This window comes from Acinetobacter sp. 40AMC3-4, assembly GCF_049898185.1.
GTDB lineage: Bacteria > Pseudomonadota > Gammaproteobacteria > Pseudomonadales > Moraxellaceae > Acinetobacter.
In genome coordinates this window covers 181,746-202,846 of the sequence record NZ_JAFCXG010000003.1, presented here as the reverse complement: position 1 = coordinate 202,846, position 21,101 = coordinate 181,746, and the positions used below count along the sequence as shown (strand labels likewise).

General features: G+C 46.3%; 17 protein-coding genes and 5 tRNA genes. 11 read left to right on the top strand and 11 right to left on the bottom strand.

Annotated elements, in window-relative coordinates; genetic code table 11:
- Window positions 1-15: 15 nt before the first annotated feature.
- Entirely contained in the window at window positions 16-1,725 is a 1,710-nt protein-coding gene (gene pilB, locus ACP7BU_RS05845; RefSeq protein ID WP_425879349.1) for a type IV-A pilus assembly ATPase PilB, read from the bottom strand.
- A gap of 277 nt (window positions 1,726-2,002) precedes the next feature.
- On the opposite strand from pilB, the gene tpiA reads away from it, so the two are divergent.
- From tpiA to ACP7BU_RS05790, 11 genes are all read left to right on the top strand, one after another.
- Window positions 2,003-2,794, top strand: a complete 792-nt coding sequence (tpiA, locus tag ACP7BU_RS05840; protein WP_425879351.1) for a triose-phosphate isomerase — start codon at window positions 2,003-2,005, stop codon at window positions 2,792-2,794.
- A gap of 13 nt (window positions 2,795-2,807) precedes the next feature.
- A complete protein-coding gene (gene secG / locus ACP7BU_RS05835) occupies window positions 2,808-3,137 on the top strand; it encodes a preprotein translocase subunit SecG (RefSeq protein WP_425879353.1) in 330 nt (109 codons plus the stop codon).
- 53 nt (window positions 3,138-3,190) lie between these two features.
- Window positions 3,191-3,275: transfer RNA gene (locus tag ACP7BU_RS05830), tRNA-Leu, on the top strand.
- A gap of 54 nt (window positions 3,276-3,329) precedes the next feature.
- Window positions 3,330-3,406 (top strand) — tRNA-Met (locus ACP7BU_RS05825).
- An 80-nt stretch (window positions 3,407-3,486) separates the two neighbouring features.
- Window positions 3,487-3,563, top strand: a tRNA-Met gene (locus tag ACP7BU_RS05820).
- 68 nt (window positions 3,564-3,631) lie between these two features.
- Window positions 3,632-3,708, top strand: a tRNA-Met gene (locus ACP7BU_RS05815).
- An 87-nt stretch (window positions 3,709-3,795) separates the two neighbouring features.
- Window positions 3,796-3,872, top strand: a tRNA-Met gene (locus tag ACP7BU_RS05810).
- A 223-nt stretch (window positions 3,873-4,095) separates the two neighbouring features.
- Window positions 4,096-4,620 (top strand): ribosome maturation factor RimP, encoded by a 525-nt coding sequence (rimP, locus tag ACP7BU_RS05805; RefSeq protein WP_004281103.1) that lies wholly within the window; start codon window positions 4,096-4,098, stop codon window positions 4,618-4,620.
- Between the two features lie 34 nt (window positions 4,621-4,654).
- Window positions 4,655-6,139, top strand: coding sequence for a transcription termination factor NusA (nusA, locus tag ACP7BU_RS05800; RefSeq protein WP_004281105.1), 1,485 nt, complete (start codon window positions 4,655-4,657; stop codon window positions 6,137-6,139).
- Between the two features lie 10 nt (window positions 6,140-6,149).
- On the top strand, window positions 6,150-8,858 hold the full coding sequence (gene infB / locus ACP7BU_RS05795) for a translation initiation factor IF-2 (RefSeq protein ID WP_114541781.1): 2,709 nt from the start codon (window positions 6,150-6,152) through the stop codon (window positions 8,856-8,858).
- Window positions 8,858-9,262 carry a ribosome-binding factor A gene (locus ACP7BU_RS05790; protein ID WP_004281108.1) on the top strand — a complete coding sequence of 135 codons (405 nt, stop codon included), beginning with the start codon at window positions 8,858-8,860 and terminating at the stop codon, window positions 9,260-9,262. The genes infB and ACP7BU_RS05790 overlap by 1 nt, the downstream gene beginning before the upstream one ends.
- A gap of 85 nt (window positions 9,263-9,347) precedes the next feature.
- On the opposite strand, the gene ACP7BU_RS05785 is transcribed toward ACP7BU_RS05790, so the two are convergent.
- The 10 genes from ACP7BU_RS05785 to ACP7BU_RS05740 form a co-directional block, all read right to left on the bottom strand.
- Window positions 9,348-9,749, bottom strand: coding sequence for a Na+/H+ antiporter subunit G (locus ACP7BU_RS05785; protein WP_005108489.1), 402 nt, complete (start codon window positions 9,747-9,749; stop codon window positions 9,348-9,350).
- A gap of 10 nt (window positions 9,750-9,759) precedes the next feature.
- A complete protein-coding gene (locus tag ACP7BU_RS05780) occupies window positions 9,760-10,035 on the bottom strand; it encodes a monovalent cation/H+ antiporter subunit F (protein ID WP_005108490.1) in 276 nt (91 codons plus the stop codon).
- On the bottom strand, window positions 10,032-10,550 hold the full coding sequence (locus ACP7BU_RS05775) for a Na+/H+ antiporter subunit E (protein ID WP_425879358.1): 519 nt from the start codon (window positions 10,548-10,550) through the stop codon (window positions 10,032-10,034). Before ACP7BU_RS05775 ends, ACP7BU_RS05780 begins: the two co-directional genes overlap by 4 nt.
- Window positions 10,550-12,358, bottom strand: coding sequence for a monovalent cation/H+ antiporter subunit D (locus tag ACP7BU_RS05770; RefSeq protein ID WP_425879360.1), 1,809 nt, complete (start codon window positions 12,356-12,358; stop codon window positions 10,550-10,552). The genes ACP7BU_RS05775 and ACP7BU_RS05770 overlap by 1 nt, the downstream gene beginning before the upstream one ends.
- On the bottom strand, window positions 12,358-12,723 hold the full coding sequence (locus ACP7BU_RS05765) for a Na+/H+ antiporter subunit C (protein WP_114541783.1): 366 nt from the start codon (window positions 12,721-12,723) through the stop codon (window positions 12,358-12,360). Before ACP7BU_RS05765 ends, ACP7BU_RS05770 begins: the two co-directional genes overlap by 1 nt.
- A 4-nt stretch (window positions 12,724-12,727) precedes the next feature.
- Window positions 12,728-15,565 carry a monovalent cation/H+ antiporter subunit A gene (locus ACP7BU_RS05760; RefSeq protein WP_425879536.1) on the bottom strand — a complete coding sequence of 946 codons (2,838 nt, stop codon included), beginning with the start codon at window positions 15,563-15,565 and terminating at the stop codon, window positions 12,728-12,730.
- A gap of 436 nt (window positions 15,566-16,001) precedes the next feature.
- Window positions 16,002-17,384 carry an ATP-binding protein gene (locus ACP7BU_RS05755; RefSeq protein WP_425879362.1) on the bottom strand — a complete coding sequence of 461 codons (1,383 nt, stop codon included), beginning with the start codon at window positions 17,382-17,384 and terminating at the stop codon, window positions 16,002-16,004.
- Between the two features lie 41 nt (window positions 17,385-17,425).
- Entirely contained in the window at window positions 17,426-18,928 is a 1,503-nt protein-coding gene (locus ACP7BU_RS05750) for a UvrD-helicase domain-containing protein (protein WP_253147983.1), read from the bottom strand.
- Window positions 18,929-18,943: 15 nt separating this feature from the next.
- Window positions 18,944-19,726, bottom strand: a complete 783-nt coding sequence (gene hisIE, locus ACP7BU_RS05745; RefSeq protein ID WP_180037265.1) for a bifunctional phosphoribosyl-AMP cyclohydrolase/phosphoribosyl-ATP diphosphatase HisIE — start codon at window positions 19,724-19,726, stop codon at window positions 18,944-18,946.
- Between the two features lie 226 nt (window positions 19,727-19,952).
- Window positions 19,953-20,840, bottom strand: coding sequence for an SDR family NAD(P)-dependent oxidoreductase (locus tag ACP7BU_RS05740; protein WP_004644933.1), 888 nt, complete (start codon window positions 20,838-20,840; stop codon window positions 19,953-19,955).
- Window positions 20,841-21,101 lie beyond the last annotated feature (261 nt).

Genomic DNA, 21,101 nt, shown 5'->3' with positions numbered 1-21,101 from the left:
TAGATCAGCATCCGATCATTCGCTGGTGACACGATTGACTTCCTGTAAAGAAGTCACCCCCTGCATCACCTTGATTAAACCTGACCGGCGTAAATTGTTAAAACCTGCACGTGCGGAAGCATCGGCAATTTCAAGTGCATTACCGTCCTCCATAATAATTCTGGAAATTTCGGGCGTTACTTTCATAACTTCATAAATACCGACACGACCTTTATAGCCTTCGCGACACTCATTGCAGCCCACCGGTTCATAAATTTGGAACTCAGGTTGCTGCAAGTCGGTTTCGGTAAAACCCATCTCCAGTAAGCTTTGTTTCGGAATATCGGCAGGTTTTTTACATTGTGAACACAGGCGACGTGCCAACCGTTGTGCAATGACCAGGTTGACTGAAGTGGCAATATTGAAAGAAGGCACCCCCATATTGCGTAAACGGGTCAAAGTCTCAGGCGCACTATTGGTATGCAGCGTCGACATCACCATATGACCGGTCTGCGCAGCTTTAATCGCAATCTCGGCAGTTTCCAGATCCCGGATCTCACCGACCATGACGATATCCGGGTCTTGACGTAAGAAGGACTTCAGTGCGGCAGAGAAGGTCAGGCCAACTTTATTATTAACGTTGACCTGATTAATCCCTTGCAAGTTAATCTCGACCGGATCTTCCGCTGTGGAAATATTGGTATCTTCACGATTCAGGATATTCAAACCGGTATAAAGTGAAACGGTTTTACCGGAACCCGTCGGGCCGGTAATTAGCAGCATCCCTTGTGGTTTGTCGAGTGCCTGCATAAACAGTTCTTTTTGTTCCGGTTCATAACCCAATGCATCAATCCCCAGCATCGCACTGGATGGATCCAGAATACGCAGTACCAGCTTCTCACCAAACAGTGTAGGGAGAGAGTTGACACGGAAATCAATGGCTTTGTTTTTGGATAATTTTAGTTTAATTCGACCATCTTGTGGTACACGTTTTTCTGAAATGTCCATTTGTGACATAACTTTAAGACGTGAAGACAAACGATTTGCCAGCTGTAGTGGTGGTGTTGCAATCTGGCGTAATACCCCATCGACCCGATAACGTACCCGATAGATTTTTTCATAAGGTTCAAAGTGTAGATCCGAAGCACCCATACGAATCGCATCGATGAGTAACTTATTTATATATTTGACAATTGGTGCTTCATCACCTTTATTGCTTTCATCATCTTCTTTATTCGGATCGGTGGATTCAACATCAACATCCAGATCAAAGTCTTCATCAAACTCAAACGTGCTTTCTTCAGTAAAATTCTGCTCGATCAGTTTTTCAAGTTTATTGTGTTCAACAATAATCGTTTCAATATTGAGTTTGGTGGAAAAACGGACTGCATCAATTGCTTCGATATTGGTGGGGTTACTGATCGCAACATATAAAATACTGGAATTTTTAAAAATCGGCAGGATGCGATGCTTGGTAATCAGCTTTTCATCAATCGCATCCCGCAAAATTTGGGCAGGATCATAGGCACTGATATCAAACAGCGGTTCGCCAAATTCGACTGAAATCGTTTCAGCAATGACGGTCGGGGAAAGCTGTTGCTGGTTAATTAACTCAGCCACGATATCGATTTTTTCTTGCTTGGCATGCGCCAACGCACTGCGCATATCTTCAGCCGAGATGACGCCTTCCTCGACCAAACGACGAATAAATCCGGTAAATCTTGGCGACCCCTGTAATGCTGTCATGCTATAAATGCCTACTCATCAAATTCTTTTAATTGCTATATTAAAATTATACGTTTGTTACGTAAAAATACCATAGCCAAGAGTGCTGCTCGCTTCCTCATCTCCAGTAAAAGCATGAACTGGTTAGAAGAAGTCCTCATTTTTTTAAGTGATAACAAAAAATAACCATTTTGGATAGTCTAAACTGAGAATGAGTGATAAGAAAACTATTCTTTTAATTTTCCAATTCCGTGTAGAATGTGCCCAATTCAAAATATGTAAATGAAATAGGTTAATTATGTCGGTTTCGACGATTACCCCTTGGGTGATAGGTAACTGGAAAATGAATCCAGTGCAGGCAGAGGCATTGAGCTTGGTGCGTGGTATTAAGAATTTGTTGGAAACTGCACCGATTGCTGAAGATCAATGTCATTTAGGTGTGGCACCGATTGCCATTGCCTTAAGCCAGATTCAGGCAGAGCTGTCATCTGCGGTTCGTCCGATTTATACCGTAGCACAAGATGTTTCACGTATTTCAGGAACGGGTGCCTACACCGGTGAAGTCAGTGCTGAATTACTCGCAGACAGCCAAATCCAGTATGTACTGGTGGGTCATTCTGAGCGCCGTGAAATATTTACGGAAAATGCTGATATTTTAAATGCTAAAATCAAGAATGCCTTAAGTGCCGGTTTGACGGTAATTTATTGTGTCGGTGAAAGCCTGGAACAACGTGAATCCGGGCAGGCAGAAGCTGTCGTATTGCAACAAATTTGTGATATTGCTGCTGTGGTTGAAGCCGAACAATGGAAAAATATCGTGATTGCCTATGAGCCGATCTGGGCGATTGGTACAGGTAAAACAGCTTCTCCTGAAGATGCACAGGCCATGCATGCACAAATCCGTCAAGGTTTAAGCCAGATTACGGGCTATGGCGAGAGTATGGCGATTTTATATGGTGGTAGTGTCAAGCCGGAAAATGCAGTAGAGTTAGCAGCCTGCCCAGATATCAATGGGGCATTGGTCGGTGGTGCATCACTCAATGCTGAGTCGTTCCATAAAATTGCTCATGCATTTGCAAATACACAATAATTAGGAGTTCAGCATGCAAACTTTTGTGCTGGTAGTACATATTATCTTAGCTGTTTTGATGATTGTCTTGATTTTGGTTCAGCATGGTAAAGGTGCAGATGCTGGTGCCTCTTTCGGTGGCGGTGGTGCAGCGACAGTATTTGGAGCTTCAGGTTCGGGTAATTTCATGACCCGTTTAACTGCGATTTTTACTGCACTGTTCTTCGTGACCAGTCTGACTTTGGCGATTTTGGCCAAGCAACAAACCTCGAATGCCTATAGTTTGGGATCTGTTCAGTCTGCGCCGACCGCACCTGTGCAATCGAATGAAAGTTCACCAACTGCACCAGAAACGACCGAATAGTTTTAATTAGTCCTTTCTTTTTTTCAGTGATGCGACTAGAATGCGTCACAGCTGCGGTGGTGGTGGAATTGGTAGACACGCTACCTTGAGGTGGTAGTGCTTTCGGGCGTGGGGGTTCAAGTCCCCCCTTCCGCACCAACTTATAATCCAGAAATTTAAGTTGGTGTATGCAGCTGAAAAAACTTCTGTTGATGCGGGATGGAGCAGTCTGGTAGCTCGTCGGGCTCATAACCCGAAGGTCGTTGGTTCAAATCCAGCTCCCGCTACCAATCAATCCTTTTTAAAGACGCAAACTTTCAAGAGGCAGCTTAAACCAGTATTAAGCTGAGAAATATAATTTGCATGTTGTTGCGGGATGGAGCAGTCTGGTAGCTCGTCGGGCTCATAACCCGAAGGTCGTTGGTTCAAATCCAGCTCCCGCTACCAATCTTTTAAAGATGCAAACTTTAAAAGCAGTTTAAGTTTTTTTAAACTGAATGTTATTTGTACGCTGATGCGGGATGGAGCAGTCTGGTAGCTCGTCGGGCTCATAACCCGAAGGTCGTTGGTTCAAATCCAGCTCCCGCTACCAATTTTCAGCGACAGATGACAAATATGCAGAATGATGTGGTTTTGATTGAAAAGTTCTCATCTTTTGTATATAATTTTTGCACGTTGATGCGGGATGGAGCAGTCTGGTAGCTCGTCGGGCTCATAACCCGAAGGTCGTTGGTTCAAATCCAGCTCCCGCTACCAAGTTTCTAAAAAGAGGCTCACAACAAGGTGGGCCTTTTTGCACAGTGGGATTTGAAAAAATCTTAAATTGTGCATTAATTGGGGCGATTTACGCCCTTTTTTATTGGCTATCGTGTAGTGTCGACATTATTTGGTCAAATCTCCATGTTTCACTACTACTATAGTTTGTATTGGTTTGTAGTGGTCAAATAGATCATAAAATCGCACCAGATGACGAGAGTAAATGAAGCTATCAAATAAAACTCAAGCACTTCAGGACTTGATTGCACCAGCAGTTGAAGCCTGTAATGTAAACCTTTGGGGGATCGAATTCCTGCCACAGGGTAAATGTTCGTTATTACGTATTTACATCGACAAGCCAGTCGATGAGAGCGTTGCACCAGCAATCAATGAAGATGGTGAAGAAGAGCAGGGGCGTGGTATTGGCGTTCAGGATTGTGTGCGTGTCACGCAGCAAGTGGGCGCAATGCTGGATGTTCATGATCCGATCTCGGGTGAATATTCACTTGAAGTATCTTCGCCAGGCTGGGACCGTCCATTCTTCCAGCTCGAGCAGATGTCAGGCTATATCGGTCATACCGTAGCACTACGTTTGATCAGTGCGGTAGATAACCGTCGTAAATTCCAGGCCAAACTGGTTGCTGTCGATCTTGAAAATGAAATGATTCAGGTTGAAGTAGAAAAGCAACAGGTATTGGAGATCGACAGTCACAATATCGATAAAGCAAATTTGGTCTTCCAAGATTAATTTAATAAATAAAAATTTAACGAATAGGTGACGTATGGCACGTGAAATTCTGACCGTCGTTGAAACGGTTAGTAACGAAAAAGGTGTACCTCGTGAAGCGATCTTTGAAGCGCTTGAGCAAGCTTTAGTTGCTGCGACAAAGAAAAAATTCTACGAAGGAACACATTCGGAAGAAGCACGTTTACGTGTGGAAATTGATCGTAAAACAGGTGACTATCGTACTTTCCGTCAGTGGGAAGTGGTTGCAGACGAAGACCATGAAATGCCAGCTTGTCAGGATGCCATCTCTGATGTCGATCCGGCAAAATGGTCGATTGGGGACATTCGTGAGCTTGAAGTTGAATCGATTGACTTCGGTCGTATTGCAGCGCAAATTGCCAAGCAAGTGATCGTACAGAAGATCCGTGAAGCAGAACGTGCACTTGTAGCCGATGCTTACGAATCTAAAGTCGGCGAGCTGATCTACGGTGAAGTGAAAAAACAAACCAAAGACGGTTTTATCATTGACCTAGGTGACAATGCTGAAGCGTATCTTGCTCGTGAAGAAATGATTCCGAAAGAAATCCTTCGTCCGAAGCAACGCGTGAATGCAATTCTGTTTAATGTCAACCGTGAAGGTCGTGGTGCGCAGTTACAACTGTCACGTGCTAAACCGGATATGCTGATTGCATTGATGAAGAAAGAAATCCCTGAGATTTCTGAAGAAATCATTGAAATTAAAGCGGCGGCTCGCCAACCAGGCGTTCGTGCTAAAATTGCAGTGAAAACCAATGACCACCGTATTGACCCGGTGGGTGCTTGTATTGGTATGCGTGGTACCCGTATTCAGGCTGTACAGCAAGAGCTCAATGGCGAGCGTATTGATGTGGTAGTTTGGTCGGATGATCCTGCGCAATATATCGCAAGTGCATTGGAACCAGCAGATGTATCGAGTATTGTCATCGATGAAGATGCACGTACTGCAGATATCATTTTCGCAACCAGCGATCAGTTGGCACGTGCGATTGGTTCACAAGGTCAGAACGTTCGTCTGGCATCTGAATTGACTGGCTACAAGCTGGACATGATGCTGGAAGAGGAATACTACGCCCGTCAACAAAACGAAGCGCAACAATATCTGGACATGTTTGTTACCCGTCTGGATATCGCGGAAGATTTGGCGATGGCATTGGTAGAAATGGGCTTCACCTCGCTTGAAGAAATTGCTTATGTCCCTGCAGAAACGTTTGATGAAATCGAACTGGATGCGGAACTGGTTGAACTACTGCAAAGCCGTGCGAAAGAAATTGCACTTGCTGATGCATTACAACAGCAAGAGAACATACAAGCGCCAAGTGAAGAACTTGTTGCAATGGAAGGCATGACAGTAGAGATCGCGCAAGCGCTAGCAGCTCGTGGTGTGGTAACAGTGGATGATTTAGCAGATCAGGCGACTGACGATATCGAAGATATTGAAGGTTTGGGTGCTGAGAAAGCAGGTCAACTCATTATGAAAGCGCGCGAATCATGGTTTAACTAGGAGGTAGTATATGACGGACAAGTCGATTAAAGAGTTAGCCCTCAATGTGGGTCGTCCAGTTGAGAAGCTCCTAGAGCAGGTTCGTGAGGCAGGTTTACCACAGCGTAAAGCTGACGATATTATTACCACCGAACAACAAGACAGCTTGATGAGCCATGTGAAAAAGTCACAGGGTTCAGAAAGCCAAGCAGGGCAAATCACGTTGAAACGTAAAACGACTAGTACGGCTAAAGTAGCCAGTACTTCAGGTAAGGCGAAAACGATTAATGTAGAAGTTCGCAAGAAGCATACATTTGTTAAGCCGGATCCAGAACAGATCAAAGCAGAAGCATTGGCGAAAGCCAAGGCTGAGCAACAGGCCAAAGCTGCGCCTGAACAGAATACAGCGCAAGCTGCTTCTGCTGAAGCTCCAAAAACTGGCGTAAATAACGCGAATAAAGCTTTAGAGGCGATGCGTGCTGCTGCAAAGCAAACCAGCGACAAGCAAGAAGTTTCTAAAGCTGCAGTTGTGGTAAAACGCAAATCAACCAACAAGCCGATTGTGAAGCAAGTTGTTAAACCAACTGAAACCGCTGAACAGAAAAAGGCACGTGAAGCAGAAGCAGCAAAATTAAAAGCTGTTGAAGAAGCGGCACGTCGTAAAGCGGCTGAAGAAGCGCAGCAACGTACGCTTGAACAAATGCGTCAAATGGCGTCCAAGTACACCGCGGAAGATACCACTGCAACGATTCGTGTTGTTGATGATTCTCCTCTGGCTGCCGGCCTTGTTGGTCAGGCATATGAAGACTCTTTTGCCAAAGAAGACCGCGAAATCAAACGTGGTACGAATACGCCGAGCGCGCGTGCACCTAAAAAAGGTGGTCGTCGTGGTCAGGAAGAGCAAAGCTTCAGCAAACAGCCTAAGCGCGGTTTAAAAACTAGCCAGGGCAACAAGCACGGCTTCGAAAAACCTGTGAAAAAACAGGTTTACGATGTTGAAATCGGTGAAACGATTGTCGTTGCTGACTTGGCTGCGAAAATGGCAGTTAAGGTTCGTGAAGTGATTAAATCACTCATGAAAATGGGTGAATTGGTTACTCAGAACCAGGCGATTGATCAAGAAATTGCTGCACTTGTTGTTGAGGAAATGGGCCATAACCCGGTACTGGTTTCTGATACACAAGCTGAAGATAACTTGCTTGAAGCAGCTGAAGAAGCACGTGGTGCGCAATCTACGCGTGCGCCTGTTGTTACCATTATGGGTCACGTTGACCATGGTAAGACATCGCTGCTTGACCGTATTCGTCGTGCCAAAGTGGCTGCTGGGGAAGCGGGCGGTATCACACAGCATATCGGTGCTTACCATGTAACTACTGATAAAGGTATGATTACATTCCTTGATACTCCGGGACACGCAGCATTTACTGCAATGCGTTCACGTGGTGCGAAAGCAACAGATATCGTGGTTCTGGTTGTTGCAGCAGATGATGGTGTAATGCCACAAACTGCAGAAGCAATTGACCATGCACGTGCTGCAGGTACACCAATCATTGTTGCAATCAACAAGATGGATAAAGAATCTGCTGATCCAGATCGCGTATTGAATGAATTGACTGTGAAAGAAATCGTGCCAGAACAATGGGGTGGTGACGTTCCAGTAGCAATGGTTTCTGCACATACTGGTCAAGGCATTGATGAACTTCTTGATATTATTTCGATTCAAGCTGAACTTCTAGAGCTTAAAGCATCGGAAGAAGGCGCTGCACAAGGTGTCGTAATTGAAGCACGTGTAGACAACAGCCGTGGTGCGGTAACGTCTATTCTGGTTCAAAACGGTACATTGAAAGTAGGTGATCTCGTTCTTGCCGGTTCATCTTATGGTCGCGTTCGTGCGATGACGGATGAAAATGGTCAGCGTATCAAATCTGCAGGTCCTTCGATTCCGGTGGAAATTCTGGGTCTTCCAGAAGCACCAATGGCGGGTGACGAAGTTCTTGTGGTGAGTGACGAGAAGAAAGCACGTGAAGTTGCCGATGCGCGTATGGATCGTGAACGTCAAAAACGTCTTGAGCGTCAATCTGCAATGCGTCTTGAAAACATCATGGCGTCTATGGGCAAGAAAGATGTGCCTATCGTGAACGTTGTGTTGAAAACTGACGTACGTGGTACCTTGGAAGCATTACACGTTGCACTTGCTGAGCTTGCGACTGACGAAGTTAAAGTACGTATCATCGGTTCTGGTGTAGGTGCGATCACTGAGTCTGACGTGACACTGGCTGAATCTTCAGAAGCAGTTCTACTTGGCTTTAACGTACGTGCGGATAACGCTGCGCGTCAAAAAGCAGATGCAGACAGTATCGACATTCGTTATTACTCAATCATCTATCAATTGATTGATGATGTGAAAGCAGCAATGAGCGGTAAGCTTGCACCTGAACATCGTGAAACGATTCTGGGTGTTGCACAAGTACGTGAAGTATTCCACTCAAGTAAGTTTGGTGCGGCTGCGGGCTGTATGGTACTTGAAGGCGTATTGCATCGTAACAAACCGATTCGTGTATTACGTGATGACGTGGTTGTGTTCCAGGGCGAGCTTGAATCTCTTCGTCGCTACAAAGAAGTGGTTGAAGAAGTTCGTGCCGGTATGGAATGTGGTCTTGCGGTGAAAGGCTATAAAGACATCAAAGCACTTGATAAGATCGAAGTGTACGATGTTCAACTGATTAAACGGAGTCTTTAATGGCGGGTAGTCAACGTCTGAAGCGTATGGCGGATACAGTACAACGCGAGTTGTCCGAACTGATCCGTCAGGAGCTGAAAGATCCACGCTTAGGTGGTCTGGTGACCATCTCTGCGGTGAAGGTGAGCCCAGACCTGGGATATGCGGAAGTTTATGTCACTGTGATGGGACGTGAACTTGGCGATGAGCAAAGCCAAGAGGCCAATAAAGAAACTCTGGATGTGTTGAACAAAGCATCTGGTTTCCTGCGCCACGAGCTGAGTCGTCGTATCAAAACCCGTATTACGCCTCGTCTACGTTTCCATTACGATAAGACCAATGCATATGGTAACTATATGTTTGGTCTGATCGCTGAAGCAGTGAAGGACTTACCTGAAGCTGAAGCAAAAAAAGATGATGAATAAGTTTTAGGACTAAAAAAGCCAACTTCGGGTGGCTTTTTTTATCTCTCTATTTTGAGATTTGGGAGAACTGGAATCGCTTGCTCAATTAATCTAAATCATCATTGCGATTGATTTTCTTTTCATAAAAGGTACGACGGCGTGAACGCTGCCAAGGCAGGGGGCGTTCTAGCGTTTCCGGTACTTCACCACTCAAAGAACGTAAACGCAAATGTAATGCAGCCTGTGCCATCAGATTGGCAGATACTGGCGCAGTGATAAAGGCGAACAGGGTAATCAGCACTTCAGCAAAACCGAAACGGCCATACATGGCAGAGAAAATCATCGCCGCAATTAAAAAACTGCCGAGGCCCAAAGTACTGGATTTGGTCGGTGCATGCAGACGCATGAACAGATCGGGTAAGCGCACCATCCCGATTCCGCCAACCAGCATAAAGAAAGCACCAATCAATAGAAAAATCGACACCAGTATTTCTAAAATTAAAGACATTTAAAAACTCCTAGTCGATGACATGGCCAGTGGTGAAATAACGCGCCAAGGCTGCGGTAGAGACAAAGCCCAGCATCGCGACCAAGAGAGCGCCTTCAAACAGAAATGTGCTGCTCCAGTAAATACCCAAAATCACCACCAGACAGGTGGCATTTAGGAACAGGGTATCCAGTGCCAACAGGCGATCAACAATAGAGGGACCGGTAATCAGCCGGATCAGACACAGTAACATGGAGATGGTGACCGCACCCAGACAAATCAATAATGCATAAGGTAGAATTGTCATGCTTTTTCTCCTGATCGTGCATTAAAAATCTCAATGAGCGGGCGTTCATAGCGCTGCTTAATCAGCTCGATTTCGGCCGCTTCATCATCTGTGCTTAAGGCATGTACCAGAATATCACCACGATCCTGGTCAATCCCTGCAGATACCGTGCCCGGTGTAGTGGTAATAATCATCGCCAGCAAGGTGTTGACTTCTTCATGTTCGGTATCTAAAGGCACACGGAACCATTTTGGATGCAGATTCTTCGTCGGTCCTAGCACCAGTTTGGCCACTTTAATATTGGCTACAACAATGTCCCAAACTACGACAAAGAACAGGCGCAGGGCAGGAGTCCACTGGATATTCGGGGTATAGTCAATAAAGGGTTCGACCATACGTGGAATGATCACCGCGAGTAGCAAGGCCATCAGCAATGTTCCAGCGTCCAGGCTGTGTGCCAGTAAAACCCAGCTCAGTCCCACAATCACAGAAACCAGCGGATGCGGGAACCAGCGTTGAAATAATGATTCAGCCATTAAGGTCCCTCCGCCGGTTTAAGTTGATTATCATCATATTCGGTCTGTTCAATGTGCTGCTGGTCAATCTGGCGTTGCTTGAATTCAGAAATATTTTCACCCTTCAAGGTCGCTTCTGAAATCACATAAGGAATTAGATGCGCATTAGGATCTATCACCTCACCACCATATTTGGTTTCTGGCAAATACTTCGGATCGAATGGCTGGACGCTAATAAACTGACCTTCTGCATCCGGTTTTAACAGCGCGGCTTCATAGACCGAATTGTTTTTGATCTGTTCCGCAGTCTGATAATTATATTGATAGATCGGTCCGGCAAACACCACGTAGGCGGTTAAGCCTGCCAGCAATATATAAATCACCCGGTCATTGCGTGCCGGTGCTTTACTCGGTAGGGCTTCATATTTATGAAACTCTTCAGAATCAAGATCATCTTCAGGTCTGCTCGAACGCCAGAACAGGATAAAACCGACCCGGGTAAAAGCCAGAATACTGAGAAAACTTACCAGCAAAATGGTCAGGATAATAATCATCTGATAATCTGAATTAGCAGAAGCCTGCAAAATAAAGACTTTACCGAAAAATCCACTAAACGGTGGCAGGCCTGCCATCATCAAGGCGATGATGAAATAGACAATCGAAACTAGCTTATTCTGTTTCATCAGTGGGGCGATTTTAAAATGATCTTTAAATTCACCGCGCTGCGAGGTAATCCAGCCCGACAGAATATAAAATGCGGCCGCAATCAGGGTACTGTGTACCAGATAATACAGCGCACCCGCCCAGGCTGCAGTATTATTCAGGCCAATGGCCACCAGAATCGTTCCGACTGAAGACAGCACCATAAAACCGACAAAACGGCGCAGACGTTCGGTGCCAATTGCACAGATTACCCCATAGACGGATGTGACCAGACCAATCACCAGCAGACAGTTCATCAGAATCTGATGGCTATATTCATCATCAAAAACCGTGCCGTTGATACGCAAAATTGCATAAATCCCGACTTTAGTCATGATAGTAAAGAGCGCTGCTACAGGAGTCGTGGCCACCGCATAGGTTTTGGGTAACCAGAAACCCACCGGCAGCATTGCTGCTTTGATTCCAAATACCACGAAGAGCATCAAGCCACCGGCAACGGCCAGTTTATGCTGATCTTCTGCAAGTGTTGGCATCAAACGGGCCACATCGGCCATATTCAGGCTACCGACACTGCCATAAATCATCCCGAGTCCAATCAGGAATAGCGCAGACGCCAGCAGGTTAATGGTGACATAGTGAATTCCCAGCTGAAAACGTGCCTTACCTTGTCCATGCAACAGCAGTACATAAGACGCCATCAGCAAAATTTCAAAGAACACAAACAGGTTGAACAAATCGCCTGTCAGGAATGCACCAGTCAGACCCATCAGCAGGAAATGCACCATGGCATGGAAATAACGGCCGCGTAAGTCCCATTCTTTGCTGGCATACCAGACCACAGGCAAGGCGAGCGCATAGGTCAACACCAGCATCATGGCCGAGAGCTGATCCAGCACCAGCACGATCCCGAATGGTGCTGCCCATTCGCTGAGGGTGTATACGCTGATTTGGCCCTCGCTGCTGTTTATCAGATAGCTAACGGCAATGATCAGGCCCAAGATTCCCGAGAGATGGCTGATACCACGACGCCAGGGTTGACGCCAGTCCGTGATCAGAGAGCCTGCACCCGGATTTCCCAAAAGTACCAAGGCAAAAGCGGTAAAGGCCGGCAAAAGAATGCTGAAAATAGGAGTATGTTGAGTCCAGAAATTGAGAAGATCAGTCATTAAGGCTCATCCTCACGTGGATCAATCTGGGGGATATCTTCTTTTGAGTCAACGTGGTCTGTTCCTGATTCGTAGCGGCTACGCAGTGCCAGTTGGACAATAAAGGCAGTGGTGGCAAAGCCAATCACGATGGCCGTCAGCACCAGTGCCTGAGGTAGAGGGTCAGTCACATTCGCGGCTTCGGTTAATACTGCAGGCGAATTCATCTGAATCCGGCCCATGGCAAATAAAAACAGGTTGACCGCATAACCAATCATGGCCAAGCCCAACACCACCGGGAAGGTACGCGCCCGCAGGATCAGATAAATGCCTGTGGCTGTCAGCAGGCCAATCGCAGAGGCTAATAAAAATTCTAAACTGATCATTCTATTATCCTCTTGGTACGGGGCCAGTCATGCTTGAGTGACGTGAATCGCCCAAGACCGAAATCATCAGCATGGTCGCACCGACAACAGTGACATAGACGCCGACATCAAACAGTGCAGCCGAAGCTAAATGCATTTCTCCAATGATGGGCGGAGAGACATAAATATGTGCACTGGTCAGGAATGGACGTGACCAGAACCAGGCCGCGACACCGGTCAAACCGGCAATGGTTAAGCCGACTCCAATCCAGATTTCATAGAGACGACCGGATTTAGCGCCCAGCAACTGTTCGGTTTTGTCCTGTCCCACTGCGATATATTGAATAATAAGTGCCAGTGACGTCACCAGTCCGGCAATGAATCCACCGCCTGGCAGGTTATGGCCACGCATAAAGATATACAGGCTGACTACCAGCGCGACCGGCAAAATCCAGGATGCGGTAATACGCAACATCAGCGGGGAAGGATTAAAACGATAGGTCAGTCCTTGGGTCATGGTGGTGCCATGCGCACGCATGCCATCCATCAGGCTCAGAACACCAATGGCTGCAATGCCGAGTACGGTAATTTCGCCAAAGGTATCGAAACCACGGAAGTCGACCAGAATCACATTCACCACATTGGTTCCGCCGCCCAGAGGAATGGACTGTTGCAGGAAGAACCATGAAATGGAATTGTGATCACGGGTCATGATCAGCCAGGCAATTGCCGCAATCCCGAGACCGCCGCCCAAGGCAATAATGGCATCGCGCCAGCGACGGGTCGGGCTCGATTCATACGGAGTTAATTGTGGCAGTAAAGATAAACTCATCAGTAGCAGAACAGTGGTGACCACATCGACCGTAATCTGGGTCAGCGCCAGATCGGGAGCCGAGAAGCCGATAAAGACCATGGTGACGACCAGACCGACTGCACCGCTAATGAGGACAGCTTTAATGCGCTCATGATGGAACCACAGCAGCATCCAGCAGGCGGAGAACAGCAGTAACCACAGGATAATCGCCAAGGCAGGAGCATGGGTCAGCTCGCGCGTACCCGTACCCACCGCATTGCTGAGTAATGGGAATCCCACCAGCCCGATGGTAAAAATCACAATCCACAATAAATAGCTTTGTAATTTGCCATTTTCAGTGGTACGGCGGAAACGGCGTGAATTCAGCAGCAAATTTTTCAAAAACAGGTCGAACAGCACCCGGCCCTGTAAGCGGCCCAGTTTTGGATCCAAGTCGATTTCACGTAAGGCGCCACCTTTGGCGAGAGAAAAGTAAAAGATTATTCCGCCGAGCAGAGCGATCACACTCATCAGCAGCGGCAGGTTGAAACCATGCCAAAGCGCCAGATGGGTACCTTCAAAATCAAAATTTTGGGTTGTCGCTTGAGTGGTGCTATTGACAATTTTTTCTACTAGAAGAGCGGGTAATAGACCGACTAAAATACATAAAATTGCCAATAAGGTTGCCGGTGCGCGCATACCAAAGGCAGGCTCATGTGCATCTTTATTTGGGACCTGTTTGCCTAGCGGACCATCGAAAAAGACTCCATGCACCAGTCGAATGGAATAAGCCACCGCAAAAATCCCGGCCAGTGTCGCGACAATAGCAGAGCCGACCATAAGTGGACCACTTAAACTGGCGACCAGTTCGGTAAAGAACATTTCCTTGGACAGGAAACCATTGGTCAAGGGTACACCCGCCATGGATGCTGCCGTGATCATGGTCAGCGTGGCGGTAAATGGCAGTAATTGCCACAAGCCAGACAATTTACGTAAGTCACGGGTACCAGATTCATGATCGATGATGCCGGCAATCATAAACAGTGCCGCTTTAAAGGTGGCATGGTTAATAATGTGGAAAATCGCTGCTGCAACAGCCAATGGTGAACCAATCCCGAGCAGACACATGATCAGACCTAAATGGCTGATGGTGGAATAGGCGAGCAAGCCTTTCAGGTCTTCCTTAAAAATGGCAAAGAAGGAGGCCATGCACAGGGTAAACAGACCAACAAAGGTCACAATATTATGAAACAGTGCAGCGCCGGCAAAGATCGGGAGCAAACGTGCGACCAGGAATAAACCGGCTTTGACCATGGTGGCCGAGTGCAAATAGGCAGAGACCGGTGTCGGTGCAGCCATGGCATTCGGCAACCAGAAGTGGAACGGGAACTGCGCACTTTTGGTAAAGGCACCAAGTAAAATCAGCAACAAGGTTGGAACAAATAAATGATGGGACTGAATCTGCTCAGTCATCGTCAGGATTTGGTCAAGCTGATAAGTGCCGGTAATTTGACCAAGCAGGACAAAACCGCCCAGCATCGCCAGACCACCCATTCCGGTAATGGTCAGGGCCATACGCGAACCACGTTGCGCCGCTTCGTAATTGCTCCAGTAACCCACCAGCAGGAAAGATGAAATACTGGTCAGTTCCCAGAAAATCAATAAGATAATCAGGTTATTCGACAATGAAATTCCGAGCATCGCCGCCATAAATAGCATCAGCAGGAGATACAGTTTGCTCAGTGAATTTTTTGGATTGAGATAATAATAGGCATAAATATAAATCAGTGTACCAATTCCGCTGATCAGCAAGGCAAACAGCAGTCCCAGAGAATCCAGGCGAAAACTGAAATCGATGCCGAGCTGGGGCAGCCAGGACCAGGTCTGGGTAATCACTGCACCATCAAATATGGCGGGCGCCTGACTCAATAATAATAAGAAACTGCTGAGGCTGACACCAATTGCCCCTAAAGCCGTTACCCCGCGCGAAAATTGCTTCAGCCACGAGACAAGGGTTGTGCCTAATACTAACGGTAACAATATAATAATCGGCAGCACACTCGTATCCATTGTCATGATTTAGGTTTTGATCAACCTAAGGTGAATCTTTATCTTTCAAGGATTACAGGACCCCAAGGAGCGACCCAAACTTCTCAATCTTGAAAGCCAAAAGAATATTCAAAAAGAATATAAAACAGTTGTATTGCGCAACTTATAAACGATAGCAAATTCCGATTTTACAATGAAATTCGCAAATAAAACCGATCATATTACAGGATAACAACAACATCAACGTTTTTATGTGGAACTTATAAATTATACGCCGGCTCGGATTTAACAGGCGCTGCATGCTTAAACAGATCATCCAGAAATGACCGAAAATTAAGATTAAATTGCAGGCATTGATTGTAAATTTGACTCAAAATAGTTTAATCAGGGCAAAAAGAGAATGCTGAAAAGGCTTCCTTGTTTACTCAAACAGTCGCTCTTATTTTTTTGAATCTGTTTAGAGCGACTGAGGTAGCGTCGGATGATGCTCCTGAGCAAGTAAAGCGAGCAATTCTTGTTGCTGTTCCGGATTTAACTGTTGTTGAATCATTTGCAATACAGCAAGCGGTGTGATGGGTTCGGTGACCGTTTCCAGTAAAGTATCTTCAGGCGAGATATCTTTATTTCGCTGCAATTCCAGCTCTGCGTAGATCTGATCAAACTGGGTTTTCATACTTTCAAGATGAATGGGGTGCAGCTGTTTATTTTCCAGTTTCAGACATTGAAAGCCTTGCGCCTGTTCCAGTAATTCAGGCCGGTTGCCGGTCGCAATAATCTGCAAGTTAGGAAAAGCCTGATGCAGGCGTGACAGGATCACTGCTGCCATCTCCTGATCCAGTTGATGATCAATTGCATCAATCAACAAAACGCCTGTACCTTCCTGACACGGGAATAAACTGTTGGTATTCAACAGACAAAGCCGCCGTACAATGTCACCCACCAGCGCAATCCAGTTGCGGATACTGTTGGGCAGTTGCTGGAACGTGAAAGTTTGTTGCTGATAGGTCACCATCAATTGCAGCTTGGGCTGATATTTTAAATAAATTTGACTGACTTCTGGCAGGATCAGTGACAGAGCCTGTTTTAAAGCGGTGAGATTCGGTGCATGCAGATGTGCCTGGGCTTTCTCGATCTGCCGGGCCAGTTCATCTGCGCGAATGTTTTCAGACTGCTGCAAGGCACGCGACAAAATCTGATCCATAATCTTGGCACTTTGCGCATTTTCAATATCACTGATTTCACGAAACCATTCAAAAAAACGGGCAAAGGTGGTGAAAGGAATCGCAGCGATTTCATAAGCATGTGCGGACTGGAGAATGGCCGGGTTATTTTTGCTGAGCAGATTGACTTCATTGGTAAAGCGTTCAGCCGGATAATAGGCAATTAGCGGCAAACCGAGCAGGGGATCGTGCAAGCGGGCTTTGTGATACAGGCTGAGCATGCTTTCAAGCTGTGAGGTTTCTGCTTTGCTAAAACCCAGACCCTGACTGTTTAGGGTCTTGTAGATTTGCCATGAACAGCTTTGTAGGTTCGCAGGCTCAGACTGACTGGATTCTGGCAAGCTGCCCATCTCTTCAGGAAAACCAATCCGGATGTCAATTTTGGATTGCAGCCGGTTTTGCATGATGTCCTGATCTTGCATCACCAGACCTGCAGCACGGCTGTCGCGATAACGGGCTGCAAACCAGGTCAGTGCCTGATAGCTAAAACGTAAAAGCGTAGTTTTGCCAGTTCCCTGATTGCCCAGAATCAAGGTGGCCGGGCATTGCGGATAATTAAACTGAAGCTGAATGTCGGAAAAATGCAGTGTGTGTTTCAGTTGAAACGCTTGGATGTGCATAGATCACCTGTCCCATGATGTTTACATCCATGCCATGCACTTTAACCGACTGCCTGCCGAAGCGACTGCGGCATCTTGATTTTCAGTTGCTGAATCAGGTCATAAATGTGATGAATATTTAAACTCACTTTAGCACGTGTACAGGCCACGTAAAGTAATCTTAATTCTTCATCACTAATTTTATGGTCTTTTTCATTCAGCTTAAACTGATAGTCATCTTCAATATGAACCCGATCCCATTCCAGACCTTTGGCCTTGTGTGCCGTGGAAATAATATAGTCGGCCTGGGCAATTGGTGTGATTTTAGCCAGAGCTTTTTTCAGCGGATCGGTGCCATGTTCGTCCACCAGTTTGACCAGTGGCTTGATGTCACTGCCTTCATTAGTTTCACAGTATTCATGGACATCATGCCAGGAGTTGAACCAGGCCAGTTCCGGCACATCAACCACACGTTTGCCCTGTTTCAGCATGGCAGCCGCATCGACAAAACGATTCAGTTTGACGTGATCGGCTTGCAGGCTGACTTTATCGCCACGAACTAAACCCGCTAATAACAATTCCATTGCACGAGCATTGGTCCGGCATAAAATTGCATCGCGCATTTTGGTATGCGGTTTATTCACGACTTTAGAGTCTAATTGCGGATTGCCGAGTAAAGGCACAGTTTCATTTAAGGCACCTAAAATGGCATTGGCATTCAGGGCAATTTCAGGACCAAAACGAAATGAGGTGGTCAGGCGCGATTCAGGTAAGGGCAGTTGCTGCATGGCATTGACTGCGCCACGCCAGGCATAAATCTGCTGATGCGCGTCTCCGACATAAATCACCTGGGTGCTGCGCTGTTTCAGTAGAATTCCCAGCATTAAGGGATCGGCATCCTGAGCTTCATCGAATAGTACATAATCGGCCGGGATATTTGGCTCGGACAGCGCCCAGAGCTTCAGATAAATGTCATGACCGATGCCGGCCTGATGATTTGGATCAATCGACTCTAGCCAGCGTCGTTCGACTGCCGGATAAAGTTTCTTCTGTAAAGTCTCGATATCATCCGGATGCAACCAGCTCGGCGCCTGAATATGCCGTGGGGCAGGGTATTGCGAACTGGTCGAGCAGAAATAGCCGACCGCATTGGCAACCAAACTTGCCAGACGCGAAGGCATCAAGACATATTTTTCATAACGCCCACCCATCATACGGCGCATGGTCATCGGTTCAAGCCGGTATTCTTTGGCAATAAAACTTGGACTCAAGCGTGGCAAGCGCAGTTTGTCGGTGACTCCACGTGGAACACTGCGAAATGCCAGCGAGTGAAAAGTACGGCAATCGACACCCCGGTGAAACTTGGCCTGTGCTTCACTGGCAATGGCCTTGTTAAAAGCCAGATACATGCCACGTCTTTGTGGCATGGCATCACTGATCATTTGCAGGGTCGTGGTTTTACCTGTGCCTGCATAGGCAATCACTTTAAAGGATTTGCCCAGACGTGCGTTATCAATGGCAGTGGCCTGCTCATAGGTCGCGGTCGGTTTTTTTAAATCAGACACAGATGAATTCAAGGCTTAATGCTGACGGTTGGCTTTTTCGACCAGACCGGACAAGCCTTGGCGGCGTGCCAGTTCATTTAATACCAATTGCACATCCAGGTCGAAATAACCCAGCATCACGATGGTATGGAACCACAGATCTGCCACTTCATAGATCAGATCATTTTTATGGTCTGCCGAAGCGTCCTGATCAAAGTCTTTGGCTGCCAGCACGGTTTCAAAGCTTTCTTCACCGACTTTTTCCAGAATCTTGTTCAGGCCTTTATGATACAGCTTGGCCACATAAGAGGAGTCCGGATCGGCCTGTTTGCGTTCTGCCATCATCTGGCCCAGATAAGACAGGACTTCGACCTGCTCAGATTGCGCGGTTGACGCTTGCATCGCCAGCGTATGCGGATTCGTGGATTTTTCACCATAAATCGCAGACGGATCTTTCAGCTGTGCATCGACAATTTCCCAGCCCATTGGCGTGAGCTTGCGATAGAAACATGATTCACGGCCGGTATGGCAGGCAATACCACCATGCTGTTCAATTTGCAGCACAATCACGTCGGCATCACAGTCCAGACGGATTTCATGTACGGTCTGAAAATGTCCTGATTCTTCGCCCTTATGCCATAACTTGCTGCGTGAACGAGAGAAATACACTGCCTGATTTTTTTCGGCAGTTAAAGCCAAAGCTTCACGGTTCATCCAGGCTACCATCAACACACGTCCAGTTTGATGATGCTGGGCAATGGCAGGGACTAATCCTTGTTCGTTAAATTTTACTTCATCGAGCCATTGCGCGTTGTTCATAAGGGTTTCCATCATTTCAATCAAAATATAAAAATACGGATAGGAAATATCCGCTGATAGTGTACGTGATCTCGCAGCATTTGCGGCAAAAATCTGTGTTGATCAGGACAGGCTGTGTCGTGGTTTTTTAAATCAGTCCACTTTATTTCAGATCTTGCAAAAATGAGACAGAGAAAAGCCGCCTGGTTGGCGGCTCGTATTGTGATTCAATTATCCGTATGAAAAATTACCAGTGTTCGCCCGGGAACAGACGTGCATATGCTTTTTGCACCAAGTTTAATTTTTGTGGCTGACCCACAGATGCAGTTGAACTTGGGAACAGGTTATAGCCAATCGACATCAAGACATTGTTGATATCCGGTGCAATTGAATAGGTAATGGAAGCCAGACGGCCCAAACCGGTCGCCACTTTCTTCGGACGTTTCACAATCGCATAGGCAATCAGGTCAGCCGCCTGTTCCGGAGAAAGCGTCGGTACATATTTATAGATTTTGGTCGGCGCAATCATCGGGGTGCGCACCAAAGGCATATAGATCGACGTGATTGCGATTTTATGCGAATGCACTTCTGCAGACAGGCAGCGGCTAAAGGCGTCCAGCGCAGCTTTTGATGCGACATAGGCCGAAAAACGGGTGGCATTGGCCAGTACGCCAATCGAACTGATGTTAATAATATGACCCGCGCGACGAATCATCATTTGCGGCAGGATATTCATCACCAGACGCACCGCGCCGAAATAGTTCAGCTGCATGGTACGTTCAAAATCATGAAAACGATCTACCGACTCATGTACGGCACGGCGAATCGAACGTCCTGCATTATTGATCAGAATATCAATATGATCGACTGAGGCAATAATCTGTTTGGAAACTTCATCAATCGCTTCCATATTGTTTAAATCACATGGAAAGATTGAGGCTTTGCCGCCTTTGGCTTCAATTTCTGATTTTACTTGTTCTAGGGTTTCCTGAGTACGGGCCACCAGTAAAACATGGGCACCTGCATCAGCCAGTTGATGTGCTGTCGTTAAACCAATACCGCTGGATGCACCGGTAATCAGGACGGTTTTACCTGCAACACGTTTTTCCAGTTGTTTGTGTAGTCTAGTTTTCACGTTTGTTATCCCTAATTTGAAGTCAGCGTTCAAATTATTTTTATTAAAGGTCTATGGCGCTCTAACAGAAGATGAGAGCGAAGGTGAGTCCAGATATGATAACCAATTCTTCAGGAAAATCTATAAATTAAAGTATTGAAATTAAAATAAAAATTAGAGTAATTGCTCTATTTGTGTTCACTCTTTCATTTAACTTTTAACATGAAAATAAAAAGTAAAGCAAGTGGCTGTTTTAGAAAATAAATAAAAAAACCTCACCAA

Bases quoted from the DNA above. Each gene is read 5' to 3' on its own strand.
- pilB (WP_425879349.1), bottom strand. From the start codon at position 1,725: ATGACAGCATTACAGGGGTCGCCAAGATTTACCGGATTTATTCGTCGT.
- tpiA (WP_425879351.1), top strand. From the start codon at position 2,003: ATGTCGGTTTCGACGATTACCCCTTGGGTGATAGGTAACTGGAAAATG.
- secG (WP_425879353.1), top strand. From the start codon at position 2,808: ATGCAAACTTTTGTGCTGGTAGTACATATTATCTTAGCTGTTTTGATG.
- rimP (WP_004281103.1), top strand. From the start codon at position 4,096: ATGAAGCTATCAAATAAAACTCAAGCACTTCAGGACTTGATTGCACCA.
- nusA (WP_004281105.1), top strand. From the start codon at position 4,655: ATGGCACGTGAAATTCTGACCGTCGTTGAAACGGTTAGTAACGAAAAA.
- infB (WP_114541781.1), top strand. From the start codon at position 6,150: ATGACGGACAAGTCGATTAAAGAGTTAGCCCTCAATGTGGGTCGTCCA.
- ACP7BU_RS05790 (WP_004281108.1), top strand. From the start codon at position 8,858: ATGGCGGGTAGTCAACGTCTGAAGCGTATGGCGGATACAGTACAACGC.
- ACP7BU_RS05785 (WP_005108489.1), bottom strand. From the start codon at position 9,749: ATGTCTTTAATTTTAGAAATACTGGTGTCGATTTTTCTATTGATTGGT.
- ACP7BU_RS05780 (WP_005108490.1), bottom strand. From the start codon at position 10,035: ATGACAATTCTACCTTATGCATTATTGATTTGTCTGGGTGCGGTCACC.
- ACP7BU_RS05775 (WP_425879358.1), bottom strand. From the start codon at position 10,550: ATGGCTGAATCATTATTTCAACGCTGGTTCCCGCATCCGCTGGTTTCT.
- ACP7BU_RS05770 (WP_425879360.1), bottom strand. From the start codon at position 12,358: ATGACTGATCTTCTCAATTTCTGGACTCAACATACTCCTATTTTCAGC.
- ACP7BU_RS05765 (WP_114541783.1), bottom strand. From the start codon at position 12,723: ATGATCAGTTTAGAATTTTTATTAGCCTCTGCGATTGGCCTGCTGACA.
- ACP7BU_RS05760 (WP_425879536.1), bottom strand. From the start codon at position 15,565: ATGGATACGAGTGTGCTGCCGATTATTATATTGTTACCGTTAGTATTA.
- ACP7BU_RS05755 (WP_425879362.1), bottom strand. From the start codon at position 17,384: ATGCACATCCAAGCGTTTCAACTGAAACACACACTGCATTTTTCCGAC.
- hisIE (WP_180037265.1), bottom strand. From the start codon at position 19,726: ATGAACAACGCGCAATGGCTCGATGAAGTAAAATTTAACGAACAAGGA.